Origin of the sequence: Pseudomonas sp. FH1, assembly GCF_000510895.2 — a bacterium.
Lineage (GTDB): Bacteria > Pseudomonadota > Gammaproteobacteria > Pseudomonadales > Pseudomonadaceae > Aquipseudomonas > Aquipseudomonas azotoformans_A.
The window spans coordinates 108,453-127,553 of record NZ_AOHM01000125.1 but is presented as its reverse complement, the minus strand read 5'-3'; the positions used below and the strand labels follow the sequence as shown (position 1 = coordinate 127,553).

General features: G+C 62.3%; 16 protein-coding genes. 10 read left to right on the top strand and 6 right to left on the bottom strand.

Annotated features, from left to right (window positions below):
* The first annotated feature begins 5 nt into the window (after positions 1–5).
* The 9 genes from H096_RS27125 to H096_RS27085 all read left to right on the top strand — a co-directional run bounded on the left by H096_RS27125 (position 6) and on the right by H096_RS27085 (position 12,053).
* Positions 6–938, top strand: coding sequence for a DUF58 domain-containing protein (locus H096_RS27125; RefSeq protein ID WP_033902401.1), 933 nt, complete (start codon positions 6–8; stop codon positions 936–938).
* Positions 935–1,429: a DUF4381 domain-containing protein gene (locus tag H096_RS27120; RefSeq protein ID WP_028616472.1), complete on the top strand. Its 495-nt coding sequence runs from the start codon at positions 935–937 to the stop codon at positions 1,427–1,429. Before H096_RS27125 ends, H096_RS27120 begins: the two co-directional genes overlap by 4 nt.
* Positions 1,422–2,510 (top strand): VWA domain-containing protein, encoded by a 1,089-nt coding sequence (locus tag H096_RS27115; RefSeq protein WP_033902400.1) that lies wholly within the window; start codon positions 1,422–1,424, stop codon positions 2,508–2,510. Before H096_RS27120 ends, H096_RS27115 begins: the two co-directional genes overlap by 8 nt.
* Complete coding sequence (locus H096_RS27110; protein WP_033902399.1) at positions 2,507–4,246, top strand: tetratricopeptide repeat protein; 1,740 nt, start codon at positions 2,507–2,509, stop codon at positions 4,244–4,246. The genes H096_RS27115 and H096_RS27110 overlap by 4 nt, the downstream gene beginning before the upstream one ends.
* Positions 4,243–5,883, top strand: a complete 1,641-nt coding sequence (locus H096_RS27105; protein ID WP_033902398.1) for a BatD family protein — start codon at positions 4,243–4,245, stop codon at positions 5,881–5,883. Before H096_RS27110 ends, H096_RS27105 begins: the two co-directional genes overlap by 4 nt.
* A 387-nt stretch (positions 5,884–6,270) precedes the next feature.
* Positions 6,271–6,504: a hypothetical protein gene (locus H096_RS27100; protein ID WP_033902397.1), complete on the top strand. Its 234-nt coding sequence runs from the start codon at positions 6,271–6,273 to the stop codon at positions 6,502–6,504.
* Between the two features lie 82 nt (positions 6,505–6,586).
* Positions 6,587–7,828, top strand: a complete 1,242-nt coding sequence (locus H096_RS27095) for an exonuclease SbcCD subunit D C-terminal domain-containing protein (protein WP_033902396.1) — start codon at positions 6,587–6,589, stop codon at positions 7,826–7,828.
* The gene (locus H096_RS27090; RefSeq protein ID WP_033902395.1) at positions 7,825–11,463 is read left to right on the top strand and encodes an AAA family ATPase; all 3,639 of its coding nucleotides are present in this window, start codon (positions 7,825–7,827) and stop codon (positions 11,461–11,463) included. Before H096_RS27095 ends, H096_RS27090 begins: the two co-directional genes overlap by 4 nt.
* On the top strand, positions 11,460–12,053 hold the full coding sequence (locus H096_RS27085) for a glutathione S-transferase (RefSeq protein ID WP_033902394.1): 594 nt from the start codon (positions 11,460–11,462) through the stop codon (positions 12,051–12,053). The genes H096_RS27090 and H096_RS27085 overlap by 4 nt, the downstream gene beginning before the upstream one ends.
* On the opposite strand, the gene H096_RS34780 is transcribed toward H096_RS27085, so the two are convergent.
* The 6 genes from H096_RS34780 to H096_RS27060 all read right to left on the bottom strand — a co-directional run bounded on the left by H096_RS34780 (position 12,050) and on the right by H096_RS27060 (position 17,627).
* Complete coding sequence (locus H096_RS34780) at positions 12,050–12,175, bottom strand: hypothetical protein (protein ID WP_257722330.1); 126 nt, start codon at positions 12,173–12,175, stop codon at positions 12,050–12,052. The genes H096_RS27085 and H096_RS34780 overlap by 4 nt on opposite strands.
* 159 nt (positions 12,176–12,334) lie before the next feature.
* Positions 12,335–12,514, bottom strand: coding sequence for a hypothetical protein (locus H096_RS27080; protein ID WP_016980181.1), 180 nt, complete (start codon positions 12,512–12,514; stop codon positions 12,335–12,337).
* Between the two features lie 156 nt (positions 12,515–12,670).
* Positions 12,671–13,846: a lactonase family protein gene (locus tag H096_RS27075; protein WP_033902393.1), complete on the bottom strand. Its 1,176-nt coding sequence runs from the start codon at positions 13,844–13,846 to the stop codon at positions 12,671–12,673.
* Positions 13,833–14,129: a DUF5629 family protein gene (locus H096_RS27070; RefSeq protein WP_033902392.1), complete on the bottom strand. Its 297-nt coding sequence runs from the start codon at positions 14,127–14,129 to the stop codon at positions 13,833–13,835. The genes H096_RS27075 and H096_RS27070 overlap by 14 nt, the downstream gene beginning before the upstream one ends.
* Positions 14,130–14,207: 78 nt before the next feature.
* Positions 14,208–16,583 carry an RND family transporter gene (locus H096_RS27065; RefSeq protein ID WP_033902391.1) on the bottom strand — a complete coding sequence of 792 codons (2,376 nt, stop codon included), beginning with the start codon at positions 16,581–16,583 and terminating at the stop codon, positions 14,208–14,210.
* 15 nt (positions 16,584–16,598) lie between these two features.
* Entirely contained in the window at positions 16,599–17,627 is a 1,029-nt protein-coding gene (locus H096_RS27060; protein ID WP_191983023.1) for a YCF48-related protein, read from the bottom strand.
* 306 nt (positions 17,628–17,933) lie between these two features.
* On the opposite strand from H096_RS27060, the gene H096_RS27055 reads away from it, so the two are divergent.
* Entirely contained in the window at positions 17,934–19,049 is a 1,116-nt protein-coding gene (locus H096_RS27055) for a Gfo/Idh/MocA family oxidoreductase (protein ID WP_033902389.1), read from the top strand.
* Positions 19,050–19,101: the final 52 nt, after the last annotated feature.

Sequence of the window (19,101 nt, the reverse complement as noted above, 5' to 3'; positions counted from 1 at the left end):
AACCCATGAACGCCGGTGATGGGATCCGCGTCACGCTCAGCGAATTGATCGAGATGCGCCATCGCGTGCGCGAAGTGCAGCTGTTTTCCACGCCGAGTCAGCGCAGCCCGTTGATCGGCCTGCACCACTCCAAGCTGCGCGGGCGTGGCGTGGACTTCGACCAGGTGCGCGTGTACCAGGCCGGCGACGACGTGCGCACCATCGACTGGCGCGTCACCGCACGCACTCAGGAGCCGCACACCAAGCTGTTCCATGAAGAACGCGAACGGCCGATCTTCATCATGGTGGAGCAAAGCTGCCGGCTGTTTTTCGGCTCGGGGCAGATGTTCAAGTCGGTGCTGGCCGCCCAAGCCGCCAGCCTGATCGGTTGGGCCGCGTTGGGGCATAACGACCGTGTGGGCGGGCTGGTGTTCGGCGACAACGAACACTACGAAATCAAACCGCGCCGTAGCAAGCAAAGCCTGCTGCAACTGCTCAACCGCCTGGTGCGGGTCAACCAGAGCCTGAGCACCGAAAGCCGGCCCGAAGCCGACGCCCTCGGCATGGCCCTGCGCCGTGGCCGCGAGGTGTTGCGCCCTGGCAGCCTGGTGATTGTGATCTGCGATGAGCGCGCACTGACCGAAGGCGCCGAGCAACAGCTGAGCTTGCTGTCGCGGCATTGCGATTTGCTGCTGTTGCCGATCTCCGACCCACTGGACCACGCCCTGCCCGCCGCCGGGCTGCTGCGTTTCGCCGAGCGCGGCGCCCAGCTGGAACTGGACACGCTGAATTTCGACCTGCGCCAGGCCTACAAGGCCCAGGCCGAAGCGCGCCTTGCGCGCTGGGAGCTGCTCGCGCAGAAACTGCGCGTACTGCTGATGCCCTTGAGCACCCAGAGCGAAATGGTCGAGCAACTGCGCGAATACCTCAACCCGCAACGCCCGGTTAAAAAACAATGAGCAGCCTTGACCAACTGCAACCGCTGATCGCCCCACCCGCCATCGGCTTCTGGCCGCCCGCGCCGGGTTGGTGGCTGTTGCTGCTGGTGATTCCGCTGCTCGGCTGGGGCCTGTGGTCACTGCGTCGCTTTCTGCCGACCCGCCGCCCCATCGCCCGTGCCGAACAACCCTTGGACCCGCTGCGCATCGCCGCCCTGGCAGAGCTTGCGCTCATGCCCAAGCCTTACGATGGCGCGCCCGCCGGTGCCTGGCTGCAACAGCTCAACGGCCTGCTCAAGCGCCTGTGCCGCAACGACTACCCCTACAGCCAGAGCCACACCCTCAACGGCCGCAAATGGCTGGCATTCCTCGACAACCGCTGCCCCGCCGCAGGCCTCACGCGCTGGATGGTCTTGGTCGAAGGCGCCTACAAACCCGAATGCAAACTCGACGACAAGGCCATCGCCGGCCTGACCCAGGCCGTCGACACCTGGATTCGCAAACATGTTTGAGTTCGCCTGGCCGTGGATCTTCGCCCTGTTGCCCTTGCCGTGGTTGATGCGCCTTGTGCTGCCGGCCGCCGACAGCGGTGAGCCCGCCTTGAAGGTCAGCTACCTCAGCGACCTTGAAGGCCTGGCCCGTCGCCGCGCCCGCGTCAACCTGCCCGGCTGGCGCCAGCAAGCGCCGTTCGTGGTGCTGTGGTTGCTGCTGCTCACCGCCGCCGCGCGCCCGGAATGGCTCGGCGAACCGTTACCGATTGCCGCCAGTGGCCGCGATCTGCTGGTGGCGGTGGACGTGTCTGGCTCCATGGATTTCCCCGATATGCATTGGCAGGACGACGACGTAAGTCGTTTGAGCCTGGTCAAGCACCTGCTTGGCGATTTCCTTGAGGAGCGTGAAGGCGACCGCGTCGGCCTGATCCTGTTCGGCAGCCAGGCCTACCTGCAGGCGCCACTGACTTTTGATCGCCGCACCGTGCGCGCCTGGCTGGACGAAGCGCGCATCGGCATCGCCGGCAAGAACACCGCGATTGGTGACGCCATCGGCCTGGCCCTCAAACGCCTGCGCCAGCGCCCGGCGCAGAGCCGCGTGCTGATCCTGGTCACTGACGGTGCCAACAATGCCGGGCAGATCGACCCGCTGACCGCCGCGCGCCTGGCGGCGGAAGAAGGCGTGAAGATCTACCCGATCGGCATCGGTGCCGACCCGGAACAAACCGGTTCCCTGGGCATCCTGGGCGTCAACCCGAGCCTGGACTTGGACGAACCGGCACTCAAGGCCATCGCCGAAGCCACCGGCGGCCAGTACTTCCGTGCCCGCGATGGTGAAGAGTTGCAAGCGATCAAAGCGACCCTCGACAAACTCGAGCCCGTCGAACAGCAACCCACCCAAGCGCGCCCGGCCCTGGCGTTGTACAGCGCGCCACTGGCCCTGGCCTTGGTGCTGAGTATGTTGCTGGTGATTCAGGAGCGCTGGCCGAACAACGCGTTGCAACGGCTGTTCAACAAACTGTCGAGCAAGGGGATTTTCCTGCAACAACACCCTGAGTGGCGCCAGCGCCTCAAACGCCTGCGTTTGCGGAGGCGTCGATGATCGACCTGTGGCCGCATTGGTTTCGTCCATGGTGGTTGTTGCTGCTGCCGTTACTCGGCTGGTTGCTGTGGCACCTGTGGCACCGGCAAAAGCGCGCCGGGCGCTGGCAGATGATCCTGCCGCCGGCCTTCCACGCGGTGTTGCTCAGTGGTGGCAACGGCCGCGAGAGCAAATCGCCCTGGGTGGTACTGGGCATTGCCTGGCTGTTAGCCGTATTGGCGTTGCTCGGCCCGAGCTGGCAGCGTGTGGAGCAGTCCAGCCAGAAGCCTTCCGACCCGTTGGTGGTGCTGCTGGAACTGACCCCGGAAATGCTCGCCACCGACAGCCCGCCCAACCGCCTGGAACAGGCACGGCGCAAGCTGTACGACTTGTTGCAGGCACGTACCGATGCGCAAACCGCCATCGTCGTGTATGCCGGTAGCGCCCACACGTTGGTGCCGCTGTCGGACGACCTGGCCACCAGCCGCAACTTGCTGGAAGCCTTGCGCCCGTCGATCATGCCTGAGCCCGGCCATCGCGCCGACCTGGCCGTCGAGAAAGCCCTCGGCCTGCTCAAGCAAGGTGGCCTCGGCCAGGGTCGCTTGCTGCTGATCGGTTCGTCGCTGTCCAAACAGGAACGCCAGGGCATTCGCCTGCTGCTGCAAAACGCACAATCGCCCACCTTGTCGATCCTTGGCATCGGCAGCCGCGAAGGCACGCCAGTCACCCAGGAAAGCGGTGAATTCCTCAAGGACGAACAAGGCGCGATCCTGGTACCGCGTCTCGACAGCCCGACACTCAAGGCCTTCGCCAGTGAAATGGGCGGCCGCTACCGTGCCGCGCGCCTGGACGACAAGGACCTGCGCCAACTCGGCGTGCTCGACCCGCCGCAAACCTTGCGCAATGACGGCCAACTGCTGCACCTCGATACCTGGGCCGACCAGGGTTACTGGCTGCTCCTGCCCCTGCTGCTGCTCGCCGCCTGCGCCGGACGGCGTGGTTGGTTGTTCTGCCTGCCGCTGCTGCTGTTGAGTGCGCCGCAGCCCAGCTACGCGTTCGGCTTGCAAGACTTGTGGCTGCGTCCCGACCAGCAAGGCCAATACCTGCTGAAGAAAAAGCGCCCCGCCGAAGCCGCCGAACACTTCGAAGACCCGCAGTGGAAAGGCGTGGCGCTTTACGAGGCCGGCAACTATGCCGAGGCGATCAAGCTGTTTGCCGAAGGCAATGACGCCTACTCCCACTACAATCGGGGTAACGCCCTGGCCAAGTCCGGCGAACTGGAAGCCGCCATTGACGCCTACGAACAGGCCCTCGAAGCCCAGCCCGACCTGCAACCAGCCCTGAAAAACAAGGCGCTGGTGGAGGCACTGATGCAGGAGCAAGCCGAACCGGAACCCGCCGAACCTGCAAAAAACGAGGATGACGAAACCACCCAACCCGGCCAAACTGCGCAACCGGGCGCCAGCGGGCAAAACGCCACGGGCGGCGAGCCGTCTTCCCAGGGCCAGGGCGAAGCCGGGACTGACGACACCCAACCCGGCAACACGCCGCAAACCACGGGTAACGAAGTGCCGGGCAGCGAACTGGGCGACGAACAAACCACCACCCCGCCGCTGCGCCCCAATGACGCCAGCCTCGACGGTGAGCACCGCCAGGCCCTGGAGCAATGGCTGCAGGAGATCCCGGACAACCCCGGCGAACTGCTGCGCCGCAAATTCTGGTACGAACAGCAACAACATCAGGACAAGACTCGATGAGCCGCCGCACCACCCTACTGCTCCTGCTCGCCCTTTCGGCAGGCCACGCCCAGGCGGCGAACCTGTCCGCCAGCGTCGACCGCAGCCGCGTCAACTCCGGGGAAACGGTGGAACTGACGGTGGAATCCAGCGATGTCACGCAGTTCGGCAAGCCAGACCTGACGCCGCTGGATGCGCAGTTCGAAGTCAGCGGCACGCGCCAGATCAACCAACTCACCACCCTGGGCGGCGATAACCACGCCACCACGCGCTGGATCATCACCCTGCTGCCCAAGGAAAACGGCACGGTGGTCATCCCGCCCATGCAGGTGGGCGACTACAAGACCCAGCCGATCAGCCTGCAAGTGGTCGAAACCGCCAGCCAGAACACCGCCGCCGAGCTGGCGCCGGTGTTTGTCGAGGCCAACCTCGACCAGACCAGCGTCTACGTGCAGGCCCAGGCGCTGTTGACCGTGCGCGTCTACCATTCGGTGTCGCTGTATGACGACAGCAGCCTCACGCCCTTGCAGATTGCCGATGCGCGCGTGGAGCAGTTGGGCGAGTCGCGCACCTACGAGAAGGTCATCAACAGCATCCGCCACGGCGTGATCGAAACCCGCTACGCGATCTACCCGCAACACAGCGGCACGCTGGCGATCCCGGCGCAGACCTTCAGCGCGACGCTGGTGGAGTCGCGCCCGCCCCAGGAAAACACCCTGCAAGGCACCAAGCCGGGCAAGCTGATCCACATCAGCTCGGCGGAGTTGCCCCTGGTGGTCAAACCCAAGCCCGCGCTGTACCCCGCTGATACCCCGTGGCTGCCAGCGCGCAGCCTCACCCTCAGCGAAAGCTGGAACCCGGAGCCGGAGCATGTGCAGGTCGGCGACTCCCTGACCCGCAGCCTCACGGTCAAGGCCGAGGGCCTGTCCAGTGCACAACTGCCGGCCCTGCCCAGCACCGAGATCAATGGCCTGCGCCGCTACCCGGACCAACCGGTGCTCGCCAACCAGACCAACGACCGTGGCCTGATCGGCAGCCGCGAAGACCGCGAAGCCCTGGTGCCCACCCGCGCCGGCAGCCTGGAACTGCCCGCCGTGGAAGTGGTGTGGTGGAACACCCACGAAGACCACCTTGAGCGCACCAGCCTGCCCGCGCGCACCCTGCAGGTTGCGATCAACCCGAGCCTGGCAGTGGACACGCCCGCCACGCCCACCGTCATCACCGCGCCAGATGATGAGCGCCTGTGGCTGTGGCAACTGAGCACGTTGATCCTCGCCTGCACCACCCTGCTGGGGTTTGGCTTGTGGTGGCGTGCCCGCCGGCAACCGGCCGTGCAACGTGCCGCGCAAACCGGCCCGAGCCCGCGCACGCTGCTCGACGACCTCAAGCGCGCCACCCAGGCCAACGACCCGCAAGCCACCCGTCAGGCCCTCGACGCCTGGGCCCGCCAACAGCCGGAAACCTTGGCGGACATGGCCGCGCGGTTCGTGCCGCTGTCGGATGCGTTGGATGGCTTGAACGGCGCGCTGTACAGCGAGAGCGGGCATTTCTGGCTGGGTGAAGACCTGTGGCGTGCGGTGAAGGCGATCCCGATGGCTGAGCGCGAGGTGGACCCGGCGGCGGACACCACCAGTTTGCCGCCGCTCTATCCCAAATAACCCGCCTGCTGTGGTGAGCAGGTTTTTTGTGGTGAATGGGCTTGTTGTGGTGAGCGGGACGCCCAGCCGATCAACTGTCATGCATTGTTAAAGGCCAGCAATCCATATCGCTTTAATTTGCAGGAAGTTTCCTAGACAATCCCACGGCCTTGCGCCTGCTCACTCCACTGGCTAGCCTTCGCTCCGTCGCTGCACATCAGCGATCGGGTGTGAGATCCCGTGAATTTGTAGGCGCCATGAGCAACATGCTCTATGGCAGCTGTGTGCGGGCAGACTTCGGTCTGGCCGGGTGCGCCTACAAATCCGGTATCTCACCCCGCACATAGCTGCCACCTTTTGACGTGTGAGATCGGCAAAAGAATGGCTCCAAACCCTGTAGGTACCTTCATGAACAAAATCGTCCCCGACCCACCACCCACCTTCACCGTTCACCACGACCTCAGCTTCGAAGACGCCCTCGCCCAGATCTGCGACCTGCTGCGTTGCGCAGCCGCGACCGCTGCTGGCACCACCCAAGCGCTAAGCAGTGATCAGCGCCACATGGCCGGCGCCACCGAGCACTTGATCAACAGTGCCAGAATCCTGGCTGACCGAGCGCTAGACTGCCTGCACACCGCCTGACCCTTGTGGGAGGGCGCTTGTCCCCTCCCACAGGTTTACAGGGTAAACTCCCCTCCTTTTCATCTCTTCAACGGAGTTCGCCTTGCGTCTGTTTCACACCTCCGACTGGCACCTGGGCCAAAACCTCCACGGCCAGGAACGCGACTTCGAACACGCCTGCTTTCTTGAGTGGCTGCTGGGCCAACTGAACACCCATCTGCCGGATGTACTGCTGATCGCCGGCGATATCTTCGACACAGTCAACCCGCCGCTCAAGGCACAGGAGCGTCTGTATGACTTCATCATCAGCGCCCACGAACAGAACCCCAAGCTAACGATTGTGATGATCGCCGGCAACCATGACTCCGGCTCGCGTATCGAACTGCCCGCGCCGTTGATGCGCCGCCTGCGTACCCATGCGTTGGGCCGGGTGCTGTGGCTGGATGATGGCCAATTAGACGCCGAACGCCTGCTGATCCCCCTGCCGGACGCCAAAGGCAAGATCGCCGCCTGGTGCCTCGCGTTGCCGTTCCTGCGCCCGGCAGAAGTGACCGGTGCGCACTTGGGTGACGACTACCTGCGCGGCATCGGCCAGGTGCATGAATGGCTGATCGCCGCCGCCAACGTCAAGCGCAAAAAAGGCCAGGCGCTGATCGCCATCAGCCACGCGCACATGGCCGGCGGCTCGGTGTCGGAAGACTCTGAGCGCAGCCTGATCATCGGCAATGCCGAGGCGCTGCCAGCCAGCCTGTTTGATCGAAGTGTCGCTTACGTCGCCCTCGGCCATTTGCACAAGCCGCAAAAGGTCAATGGCGAGGAACGCATTCGCTATAGCGGTTCGCCAATTCCGCTGTCGTTTTCCGAAATCGGCTACAAGCACCAGATCCTCGACGTGACCTTCCAAGGCCAATGCCTGGTGAACGTCGAACCAATCCTGATTCCACGCTCGGTCGACCTGCAACGGCTGGAAGCCGCGCCGCTGGCCGATATCCTCAAGGCCCTGGCCGAGTTGCCCGACGTCGATCTGCTGGCCGAAACCCAGCGCCATCCTTGGCTGGAAGTGCGCGTGCGCCTCGACGAGCCGCAACCCGACCTGCGCCAGCAGATCGAAAGCGCCCTGCAAGGCAAGGCCGTGCGCCTGGTGCGCATCGCCGCTGAATACGCGGGTAACGGCAGCCGTGAAGACGAAGGCGACGACCGCCTGATCGAACTCGACCAGCTCACGCCCCAGGAACTGTTCAGCCGCGCCTGGCTGGACAGTTATGGCAGTGAAGTGGATGAACAGACCTTGAAGGACTTCGCCGTGCTGCTCCAGGAAGTGCAACAGGAGGAGGAACAGCCATGAAGATCCTCGCCATCCGCCTGAAAAACCTGGCTTCTCTGGCCGGCCCGTTTGAAATCGACTTTACTGCCGAGCCCCTGGCCAGTGCCGGGTTGTTCGCGATTACCGGGCCGACCGGCGCGGGTAAAAGTACCCTGCTTGATGCCTTGTGCCTGGCGTTGTTTGGCGCGGTGCCACGCCTGGGCGACACCGGCCAGGCGAAGATGCCGGATGCCGACAGCGACATTTCCATCGGTGACCCGCGCACCTTGTTACGGCGCGGTACCGGTGGCGGTTATGCCGAAGTGGATTTTGTCGGCGTGAGTGGCCGGCGCTATCGCGCGCGCTGGGAAGCCAATCGCGCCCGTGACAAGGCCAGCGGCAAGTTGCAGAACAGCCGCCAGAGCCTGATCGACCTGGACAGCGACCAACTGCTGGCCAGCCAGAAAACCGAATACAAAACCCAGCTGGAATTGGCCCTGGGCCTGAACTTCGAACAGTTCACCCGCGCCGTCTTGCTCGCGCAGAGTGAGTTCAGCGCCTTCCTCAAGGCCAACGACAACGAGCGCAGCGAACTGCTGGAAAAGCTCACCGACACCGCCCTGTACACCCAACTCGGGCGGCGCGCGTTCGACAAGGCCAAAGAGGCCAGGGATGCGCACAAGCAGCTGCAGGACCAGGCCACCGGCGTGGTGCCCCTGGCGCCCGAAGCACGTGTGGAGCTGGATCAGCAGTTCGATGCCGCGCAAACCCAGCTCAAGACCCAGCAAGCCCAACTCAAGCAACTTGAGCTTCAGCACACCTGGCTCAAGGAGCTGCGCGAATGGCAGGAACGCCAACTCGCTGCCACCGAACAACTGCAGCGCGCACAGGCCGACTGGGATAACCAAGGTCAGCAACGTGAAGACCTGAGCCGCCTGGACCAATTGGCGCCACAGCGTCACCAGTTTGCGCGCCAGGCCGAACTCGGCAGCGTGCTTGCCCCGTTGGCCGTGCAGATTCAGTCGCATATCCAACAGCAAGGCGAACTGAATACCCGCCAGGAGCAGGCCCGGCAACAACAAGCCAGCGCGCAAACTGCGTTGGCTGAGGCCCTGAAAAACCAAACGGATGCAGTGCCATTACTGCGACAGGCGTTTGAAGAGCAAAGCACCCTCGCCCACTTGACCAAGGAGCTGGCCAAGCGCACCGAGGACCAACAGCAACACGAAAGCGCCTGCGCCGAAGGTCAGGCCCACCTCACTGCGCTGCTGGAAAAGCAGAATCACGTTACTGAGCGCCTGCAACGCCTGGCGACCGAGCTTGAGCACAGCGTCGCCCTTGCGCCGCTGAGCGATGCCTGGACCGCCTACCGCGACCGCTTGCAACAGCTGACGCAGATCGGCAATCGCCTGAATAAAGGCCAGGCCGAACTGCCGCAATTGGAGCAACGTGCGACCCGCGCCGCCGAGCAGTTCACTCAGCAACGCGAAGCCCTGGACCTGCTGTATCAGGAGGCCGGTGCCGAGCCTCACGCCGTGGCCGAGCAGATCCAGTTGCTGGCGAGCCTGCTGCAAGACAATCGCAAACAGCAGCGCGCCTTTGAAGACCTGACGCGCCTGTGGGACAACCAGCAACAGCTGGACCAACACGCCGCCAACCTGACGCAAAAGCTCACCGACGCCCAACAGCAACGCGAACAACTGAACCAGACCGGCCTGCAAACCAAGGCCGAGCTGACCGTTGCCGAACAGACGCTGAACGTGACCAAGCGACTGTTGGAACGCCAGCGCCTGGCCCGCAGCGCCAGCGTCGAGGAGTTGCGCGAGCAATTGCAGGACGACCAACCCTGCCCGGTGTGCGGCAGCCACGAGCACCCGTATCACCAGCCCGAAGCGTTGCTGCAAAGCCTCGGTCGACATGACGAAAACGAAGAAGCCACCGCGCAGAAAGCCGTGGACAGCCTCAAGGAAAAACTCACCGAGTTGCGTGGCGAAGTGGGCGGTTTGATCGCCCAGCAAAAGGAATACCTGCAACAGCAGGAACACCTGACCACGCAACAGCAAGCCCTCCAGCCAAGCCTGGATGCGCACCCGCTGGCTGCGTCAATGCTCAACCAGGAACCCGCCAAGCGCAGCGCCTGGCTTGAACAGCAACTGGGCCAACTGAACCAAAGCATCGCCCAGGACGAACAACGCCAAAGCGCCCTGCTCAACCTGCAACAAAACGCCGGGCGCTTGCAGCAGCAACTGCAAGCGGCCCAGGAAGCCAGCCAACAGGCCCGTCAATTGATGGTCGATCAGCAACGCGAGCTAACCAGCGACCGCGAACGCCTCGACCAGGAACTGAGCGCCTTCGCCAGCCTGCTGCCCGCAGAAACCCTGGAAGGTTTGCGCGCCGAGCCGGCCGCCACGTTCATGCAGCTGGACCAGCAAGTCAGCCAGCGCCTGGAGCAGCTGGGCCATCAACGCGATGAACTGGCCGAGCAACACGAACGCCAACAGGCGATCGAGAAGGAACAGACCCACCAACAGCATCGCCAGCAGCAACTCGACGCCCTGCGCCAGCAGGTCACCGAGCTGGCGACCCAACAGCAAGCAGCCCAGGCAAAACTCAGCACGTTACTGGGCGAGTACACCAGCGCCGAACACTGGCAGCAGCAACTGGAACAGGCCGTGACCCAGTCACGCCAAAGCGAAACCGACGCCAGCAAACAGTTGCAAGAGATCCACAACGCACTGATCCAGCTGGCGGCGGACCTCAAGGCACAACAGGAACGCGAACACGCGTTGCAGGCCGAACAACAGGCCGTCGTCACGCGTATCAGCGAATGGCGCGCCTTGCATCCGGAACTCGATGACGCTGGCCTCAACCGCTTGCTGGCCTACGATGACGCCCAGGTCAGCCAATTGCGCCAGCAGTTGCAGCTCAGCGAAAAAGCCGTCGAACAGGCCAAGGTACTGCTGCAAGAACGCGAACAACGCCTTGCCGACCATCAGGCCCTGCACAACGGCAACCTCGCAGCCGAAGAGCTGGACAGCACCTTGGCCACGCTCAATCAGCAACTTGCCGAGAGTGAAAAACACTGCGCTGAACTGCGCGCACGCCAATCCGAAGACCAGCGTCGCCAGGACGCCAACCAGGCCTTTGCCGAGCAGATCGCCAAGGCCTATGACGAATGGCAACGCTGGGCACGCCTGAACGCGCTGATCGGCTCGGCCACCGGCGACACCTTCCGCAAGATCGCCCAGGCCTACAACCTTGACCTGTTGGTGCATCACGCCAACGTGCAACTGCGCCAGCTGGTGCGGCGTTATCGCCTCAAGCGTGGCGGCAGCATGCTTGGCCTGTTGGTGATGGACACGGAAATGGGCGACGAACTGCGTTCGGTGCATTCGTTGTCCGGCGGCGAAACCTTCCTGGTGTCACTGGCGCTGGCCCTGGGGCTGGCGTCGATGGCCTCCAGCACGTTGAAGATCGAGTCGCTGTTTATCGATGAGGGCTTTGGCAGCCTTGACCCAGAATCCTTGCAATTGGCGATGGACGCGCTGGATGGCTTGCAGGCTCAGGGTCGTAAAGTGGCGGTGATCTCCCACGTGCAGGAAATGCACGAACGCATTCCGGTGCAGATCCAGGTCAAGCGCCAGGGCAATGGTTTGAGCACCTTGGAGGTCAAGTGAGCGAAGCGCTGCTGTATTCGTTCCGGCGCTGCCCCTATGCGATGCGGGCACGGCTGGCGCTGCGTTATTCGGGCGTACCGGTGCGCATCGTCGAGGTGAGCCTCAAGGCCAAGCCCGCCGAGATGCTGGCGCTGTCGCCCAAGGGCACCGTGCCGGTATTGAACGTTGATGGCAGGGTGATTGAAGAAAGCCTGGAGATCATGCAGTGGGCCTTGGCGCAAAACGATCCGGATAACTGGTTGCGGCACGGCGACCCGGCGGTATTCGCATTGATCGCCGAGAACGACCAAGGCTTCAAGTATCACTTGGATCGATACAAGTACGCCGAACGCTACCCGGAAAAACCGATGGAGCATTATCGGGCCGGGGGTGAGGTGTTCCTGCAAAAGCTGGAGGATTTACTGACGGACCACGCCTATTTGCTGGCGGATCATCCGAGCCTGGCGGACATGGCCCTGGCGCCATTTGTGCGACAGTTTGCCCATGTGGATCGGGAATGGTTTGCCGGCGCGCCGTATCCCCGGTTGCAGCAGTGGCTGGAGCGGTTTCTGCAATCACCGCTGTTTGTAGCGGTGATGGCGAAGGCTTAGCCCTGGACCAAATCCAACAGTCGCTCGCGGGCAATCTCAGGCTCACCGTCTACCAGATGCACGGAAGACAGGATGGGAGCGGAATAAAGCACCAGAATGAGTGCGGCGAGTCGGAGTGCCATGCTGTCGATTCCAGGAAGATGAGCGTCAATTTCTGAGCGTCAAATTTAAACACATGGCAATGTGATATCAATCTTTTTTCTTCTGCACATGCACAAACGCCAAACCACTCGAACGAGCCAGGCTTCGTTCCAGTGGTTTGGCGTCTGCTGGTGTGCAGGTTATTGCTGGGTTTTGTGATCCAGTGCGGCGTAGAAGTTGGCGCTTTGTTGCAGGTATTTCTGGGTGTAGGCGCTGGTGCTGGATTTTTTGCCGGAGACTTCCACACTGGCCGCGGCTGGCAGGGCAACAGTGGCGGAAACAGCGGAAGCGGCGATGATGGAGAAGAGATTCAGATTCATGTCGGTAACCCTTGTGTTCGTTTGGTTAAGTGGCCGGGGAAGGCCTTGGAACCAAACTTACGCCCGAGGGCTAAGCCTTAGAAATGCTTTGAAACAGTAGCCGCTATTAACAGAATTAATAGAAAGGCTCAGGCCCCGCATGACGGGGCCTGTGGCTTATTGACGCACCAGGAACTTGAGGTCGCTGGGCGCATCGATCGGCAATTTCTGCACGGTTTTACCCAGCAGGCCGGTTTTGGGGTCGCGTTCGACCACCACGATTTCGTTGCTGTTCTGGTTGGCGATCAGCAAGAACTTGCCGCTCGGGTCCAGGCTGAACTCACGCGGATGATCGCCTTCCACGGAGCGGCGCTGCAGTTCCTTGAGATGCGCGGTGGCCGGGTCGATGCTGAACACCAGCAGTTGATTGGCCGTGCCACGGTTGCTCAGGTACAGGAACTTGCCATCACTGGAGGCATGCAGCGCGGCACCGGCCTTGTCAGTCACCGGTTGCCCGGCGGCGAAATCCACCAGTTGGGTCTGGGTCAGTTGGCCGTCCTTGTAGTCGAACACCGCCACCTGCGCGCTCATCTCGGTGGTCAGCCAGGCATGCTTGCCATCGGCGCTGAACAACAAATGACGCGGGCCACTGCCGGGTGGCAATTGCACCGACGCCGGTTTCTCCGGGGTCAATGGCAGCTCAGGGTTGGCCTTCGGATCGTAGCGGTAGGCAAATACCTTGTCCGCCCCCAGGTCCTGCACAAACACGTATTTGCCATCGGGCGATGACACCACCGAATGCACATGGTTGGACGCCTGGCGCTCAGGGTTGACGCGACTGGCGGGGTGCCCGCTCAGTTGCACCGGAGCCGACAGCTTGCCCGTGGCATCCACCGGCAACACCGCCAGGCTGCCGCCCGGATCTTCCAGCACCGAATAGTTGGCGACAAACAGGTAGCGCCCATCGGCGGCCACGCTGGAATGGGTCGGCTCGTTGCCCAGGCTTTGCACCTGGTTGATCAGGGTCAGCTGATGATTCTGCGGGTCGATGCTGTAGCTGCTCACGCGCCCGACCGGGTCTTGCTGGCCGGGGCCGTTTTCGTTGACCACAAACAGGTGCTTCTGGTCCTTGGAGATCGTCAGCCACGACGGATTGTCCGCCTTGGCCGCCAGCACCGGCTGGCCCTGGAACTGGCCGGTACGGCTGTCGAATTGCAGGCGGTAGATCCCTTCGCTGCTGCCGGCGGTGTAGCTGCCCACCAAAAGTTCATAGGTCTCGGCCGGCGCGGCTTGCACCGACATGGCACCGACACTGCCCGCCATCAGCAGGGGCCAGAATTTACGCATCATCATCCGCTTCATCCTCATCGTTATTGTTGTCGCCCTTGATAGCGCTCAAGCAGACCAGACGGTGTTCGCCGTCTTCGTTGCGCAAGAGCCAGCTTTGCAAGCTGTCATCAAAGGTGGCGGCGTTCAGTTGTTCTGGACTGAACTTCCAACGCTTGAGTTCCCGGCCGTCCATGCTTTCGATCAGCAAGTGCTGGTCAAACGTGAAGTCGAAGGCGTGCAGCCCGTTGATGATCAGCATGTCGCTGTCGGTCAGGGCGGTGCTCAGGTTGGGTTGCGAATCGGTCATGATGTGAAGTCACTGCGGGGGAAAAGACACATGATAGGTCAATTCCCCCGCGGTGCCTTGCGGCAATGGTCTAATCGATCAATGCGCGAAGAGTGAATTGCCCTTCTGCCCTGCCAGTTTCTCCGGCTTGATCAGGAACCGCGCCAGCGCCGGCAGCAGCCACAGCGCGCCGAACATGTTCCACAGCAGCATGAAGGTCAGCATCAGGCCCATGTCGGCCTGGAACTTGATGGCCGAGAAGATCCAGGTGCACACGCCGATTGCCAGGCACAGGCCGGTGAACAGCACGGCTTTACCGGTGGACTTGAGCGTCTGGTAGTACGCCTCTTGCAGCGGCAAGCCGGCGCGCAGGAAGCTTTCCAGGCGGCTGTAGATGTAGATGCCGTAGTCCACGCCAATCCCCACGCCCAGCGCCACCACCGGCAAGGTTGCGACCTTGACGCCGATACCCATGAACGCCATCAGCGCGTTGCCCAGCACCGAGGTCAGCACCAGCGGCAGCACGATGCACAGGGTCGCCGCCCAGGAGCGGAAGGTGATCATGCACATGGTCGCCACGCACAGGTACACCAGGATCAGGATGGTCAGCTCCGACTCCTTGATCACCTCGTTGGTAGCCGCTTCGATCCCGGCGTTACCGGCGGCGAGGATGAATTCCAGGCCGTCCTTGTTGTTTTCCTTGGCGAAGTCCTGCACCGCATGCACCGCGCGGTCGAGGGTTTCGGCCTTGTGGTCGTTGAGGAACACCAACACCGGCGCCAGGGAGCAGTTGTTGTTGTACAGGCCATCGGCACGGGCGATGGAGTTGTTCAGCACGTCCGGGTTACGCGACAGGGTTTCCCATTTCAGGTTGCCCTCGTTCATGCCCTTGATCATCTGCTTGGACACGGTCACCAGCGAGATCGCCGACTGCACGCCCTCGGTGTTCTGCATCTTCCACATCAACTGGTCGATGGGCGCCATGGCTTCATAGCGCGAGCAGCCTTCGGCCTTGGTCTTGACCATCACCACCAGCACGTCGGAGCTGGTGGAGTAGTTGCTGATGATGAAGTTGTTGTCTTTGTTGTAGCGCGAGTCCGGGCGCAGTTCCGGCGCGCCCTGGTCAAGGTCGCCGATCTTGAGGTTCTGGCTGTACCAGAGGCCGCCACCAAAGGCGATCAGGGCCAGGAAGATCGAGACCGGCGCGACTTTGGGGCTGGCGAATTTCGACAGCAGGCGCCAGAACGGGTGTTCGCGGTTCGCGTCTTTCTTGCTCTTGGCGATGGCGCGTTTACTGATGCCGACGTAGGAAATCGCCACTGGCAGCAGGATCAGGTTGGTGAACACGATAACCGCCACGCCGATAGAGGCGCCGATGGCCAGTTCGCGGATCACGCCGATGTCGATGATCAGCAGCGTGATAAAGCCCACCGCATCGGCGAGGATCGCGATCATTCCCGGCAGAAACAGCTGGCGGAAGGTGCGGCGTGCGGCCGTCAGCGCGTTGTCCGCTTCGCTGGATTGCAGGGCGATACCGTTGATCTTCTGCACGCCGTGGGAAATACCGATGGCAAAGATCAGGAACGGTACCAGCATCGAGTAAGGGTCCAGCCCGAAACCGGCGGCATGCATCAGCCCCAACTGCCAGACCACCGCCACCAGGGTGGTGCTCAATACAGCAATGGTGCTGCGCAGGCAGTTGGTGAACCACAGCAGCAGGACCAGGGTGATGCCGAACGCCACGCCGAAGAACAGCACCACCATGATCAGGCCATCGATCAGGTCGCCGACTTTCTTGGCGAAGCCGACGATGTGGATCTGCACGTTGGGGTTCTGCTCCTGGAACTTGGTGCGGATCTTGTCTTCGAGTTCATGGGAGAACTTGCGGTAGTCCAAGGCCAGCAACTTGCCCTGGTCCTGTGGGTCCGGGTAAGACTCCAACAGCGGGATGTCGACGATGCTCGACTTGAAGTCGTTGGCCACCAGGCGCCCGACCTGGCCGGACTTGAGCACGTTGTTGCGCAGTTGATCGAGGCTTTCCGGCGAGCCGTTGTAGCTCTGCGGGATCACTTCACCGCCGGCAAAGCCTTCTTCGGTCACTTCAGTCCAGCGGACGCTGGGGCTCCACAGCGACTTGAGGCCCGAGCGGTCGACCCCGGAAATGTAGAACACTTCGTCGTTGATCTGACGCAGAGTCTCCATGTACTCCTTGGTGAAGATGTCTCCGTCCTTGGCCTCCACCGAAATGCGCACCGTGTTGCCCAGGTTCGCCAGGTCATTGCGGTGCTCCATCATCTTCTCGATGAAGGGGTGCTTGAGCGGGATCATTTTTTCAAAGCTGGTGGACGGGCGAATCAAGGTCGCCTGCCAGAACAGGAAAATACTCACCAGCAGGCAGATCACGATCACTGCCGGGCGGTTGTTGAAGATCAGGCGCTCAAGAAAGGTCGCTTTATCGTTGTGATGACTGCTCATTCTTTCCCCGCCTTCTTATTGTTTTGTCGGTTCGGCGCCATCGGCTTTAGCGACGCGAACGCCCCCCTGCCCGGCCAGAATCAAGTTGCCATTGCCTGCCGCCGTGACGGACGAAAGCGAAATGCGGTCCGCACGGTTGAACACGCTGAAGGTCACGCCGTCGTCATGGCTGACCACCACGCTGCCGCCGTTGCCGACCACGACAATCGAGCCGTCCTCCAGCAAAGTCGCGCCGGACAAACCAAACTCCAGCGCTCCCCGCGCAGCGTTCAGTTCAACTTGCTCCCAGGTATTGCCGAAATCTGTGGAGCGGTACAGGTTGCCGCGCAAGCCATAGGCCAGCAGGGTTTGCGGCTGGGCGGTGCCGATCACGCCAAACAGCGAGCCCTCGTAGGGGCCTTCGAGTTTTTCCCAGGTCTGGCCGTCGTCGCTGGAGCGGAACATGCTGCCCTGCTCGCCAACGATGAACAGGCCGGCGTCCTTGATGTGGGCAATGGCGTTGAGGTGGTATTGGTCTTCGTTGTCGAGGCGGTCGCTGACGTCGTCCCAGGTCTTGCCGCCGTCGGTGGTTTCGATCAACGCACCGTAGGCGCCGACGGCCAGGCCGTGGTTGGCGTCGTTGAACCACACGTCGAGTAGCGGGGCTTCGCGTTTGAGGTCCTGGTACTGCTGGGTCCAGGTGGCGCCGCCGTCGGAACTGGCAAGAATCTGCGCATCATGGCCCACCGCCCAGCCCTGCTTGTCATCGACGAAAAACACTGCCGTAAGCAACTGTCGGGTGGGGACTTTGGCTTGGGTCCAGGTGCTGCCCTGGTCATCGGAATAGAGGATGTGCCCGCGATCACCGACCGCCACCAGGCGCTTGCCCGCGTGGACCACATCGATCATCAGGCCTTTGGCGGCCTTGGGGGATTCAATCGCAAACGAGGTATCGCTGGCGGCCTGGACGGCTGCCGGTAACACGACAGCGCCAAACAGCGAGAGCGCTGCGGCCAGCATCGCAACCCTGCGTGCGGCGCGTGGGCGGCAAACAACCCAACCCATGACAGGCTCACTCATAGACCTTTCTCCCATTTATTATTGTTATCGCTGCCTTCCGGGGCCTTGAAACCTGCAATCTAGAGCGCCTGGAGGAAGCAGGGGCCATCCTATCGGGCTTTCGAATCGTCTGACAATCGGCGCTACGTTATCTTTTGTTAACTGACGCCCTTTCGTCAGCGCCTGAATATAGCTGTATTCGCCGGGGTGATCGCCGAGGCAGCAATGAATTTTTATTCCATCTATTGAAATGTGGGAATTTTTATTCCATTAATAGTGTTCCTGAAAACAATAATCCAAAGGACCACGGCGATGCGTGAACTCGGAATCGGCTTGATCGGCACAGGCTTCATGGGGCGCGCCCACGCCTTGGCCTTCAATAACGCCCGCGCGGTATTCGAGCTGCCGCTGCACCTCAAGCTGGCAGCACTGGCCGACGCCGACACCGAACGCGCCCACCGCTGCGCCAAGGATTGGGGCTTTGCCCAGGCCCATGGCGACTGGCAGGCGTTGATCAATGATCCCAATGTCGACGTGGTGGCCATCACCACGCCCAACCATTTGCACTACCCCATGGCCATGGCCGCCATCGCAGCGGGCAAGGCGGTGTATTGCGAAAAACCCCTGGCCGTGAGCCTGGAACAGGCCGACACCATGCGCCGCGCCGCCAGTGCTGCGGGCGTGGTGACGCGGGTGGGCTACAACTACCAGCACAACCCGATGATCACCCTGGCACGGCAGATGATTGCGAGCGGCGAGTTGGGCGAGATCATCAGCTTCCAGGGTGAGTTCAGCGAAGATTTCATGGCTGATCCGGCCTCGCCATGGTCGTGGCGTTGTGAAGTGGAACACGCGGGCGGCGCCTTGGCAGACTTGGGCAGCCACTTACTGTCGATGGCGCGCTATCTGGTGGGCGACGTAGTGAGTGTGTGTGCCGACACCCAGACCGTCCACGCCCGGCGACCTGCCGTCAAAGGCAGCACCGACCTTAAATCGATTGCGGTGGATGACCAAGTGCACGCCCTGCTGCGTTTTGCCAATGGCGCACGCGGTACGGTGAGCAGCAGCTGGCTCAAGCAGGGCTACAAGAACCACCTGAGTTTCGAGATCAGCGGGACGAAAGGCACCTTGGCGTTCGATCAAGAGCGCTTGAATGAATTGCAGGTCTGTCGCGTTGGCCAGGACGGTTTCCAGCGTTTGCTCGCAGGCCCTGCCCTGCCGGGTTATGCGGTGTTCAGCCCGGCGGCGGGGCATCAGTTGGGCTACAACGAGCTGAAGACCCTGGAGGTGCAGGAGTTGATCCTGGCGCTGGCCGGTCAAGGTGCGGATGGCACGGACTTTGAGGCGGCATGGGAAGTGGAGCGGCTGGCGACGGCGATTCGCGTGGCGGCCAGAGAAGAACGCTGGGTACAGGTCGAAGAGGTTTAACAGCGCCGAACCTTGTGGTGAGCGGGCTTGCCCCGCGCGGGGCAAGCTCGCT

Excerpts from the sequence above, each read along its gene's own strand:
- H096_RS27125 (WP_033902401.1), top strand. The coding sequence starts at position 6 with ATGAACGCCGGTGATGGGATCCGCGTCACGCTCAGCGAATTGATCGAG.
- H096_RS27120 (WP_028616472.1), top strand. The coding sequence starts at position 935 with ATGAGCAGCCTTGACCAACTGCAACCGCTGATCGCCCCACCCGCCATC.
- H096_RS27115 (WP_033902400.1), top strand. The coding sequence starts at position 1,422 with ATGTTTGAGTTCGCCTGGCCGTGGATCTTCGCCCTGTTGCCCTTGCCG.
- H096_RS27110 (WP_033902399.1), top strand. The coding sequence starts at position 2,507 with ATGATCGACCTGTGGCCGCATTGGTTTCGTCCATGGTGGTTGTTGCTG.
- H096_RS27105 (WP_033902398.1), top strand. The coding sequence starts at position 4,243 with ATGAGCCGCCGCACCACCCTACTGCTCCTGCTCGCCCTTTCGGCAGGC.
- H096_RS27100 (WP_033902397.1), top strand. The coding sequence starts at position 6,271 with ATGAACAAAATCGTCCCCGACCCACCACCCACCTTCACCGTTCACCAC.
- H096_RS27090 (WP_033902395.1), top strand. The coding sequence starts at position 7,825 with ATGAAGATCCTCGCCATCCGCCTGAAAAACCTGGCTTCTCTGGCCGGC.
- H096_RS34780 (WP_257722330.1), bottom strand. The coding sequence starts at position 12,175 with ATGGCACTCCGACTCGCCGCACTCATTCTGGTGCTTTATTCCGCTCCC.
- H096_RS27080 (WP_016980181.1), bottom strand. The coding sequence starts at position 12,514 with ATGAATCTGAATCTCTTCTCCATCATCGCCGCTTCCGCTGTTTCCGCC.
- H096_RS27075 (WP_033902393.1), bottom strand. The coding sequence starts at position 13,846 with ATGATGATGCGTAAATTCTGGCCCCTGCTGATGGCGGGCAGTGTCGGT.
- H096_RS27070 (WP_033902392.1), bottom strand. The coding sequence starts at position 14,129 with ATGACCGATTCGCAACCCAACCTGAGCACCGCCCTGACCGACAGCGAC.
- H096_RS27065 (WP_033902391.1), bottom strand. The coding sequence starts at position 16,583 with ATGAGCAGTCATCACAACGATAAAGCGACCTTTCTTGAGCGCCTGATC.
- H096_RS27060 (WP_191983023.1), bottom strand. The coding sequence starts at position 17,627 with ATGGGTTGGGTTGTTTGCCGCCCACGCGCCGCACGCAGGGTTGCGATG.
- H096_RS27055 (WP_033902389.1), top strand. The coding sequence starts at position 17,934 with ATGCGTGAACTCGGAATCGGCTTGATCGGCACAGGCTTCATGGGGCGC.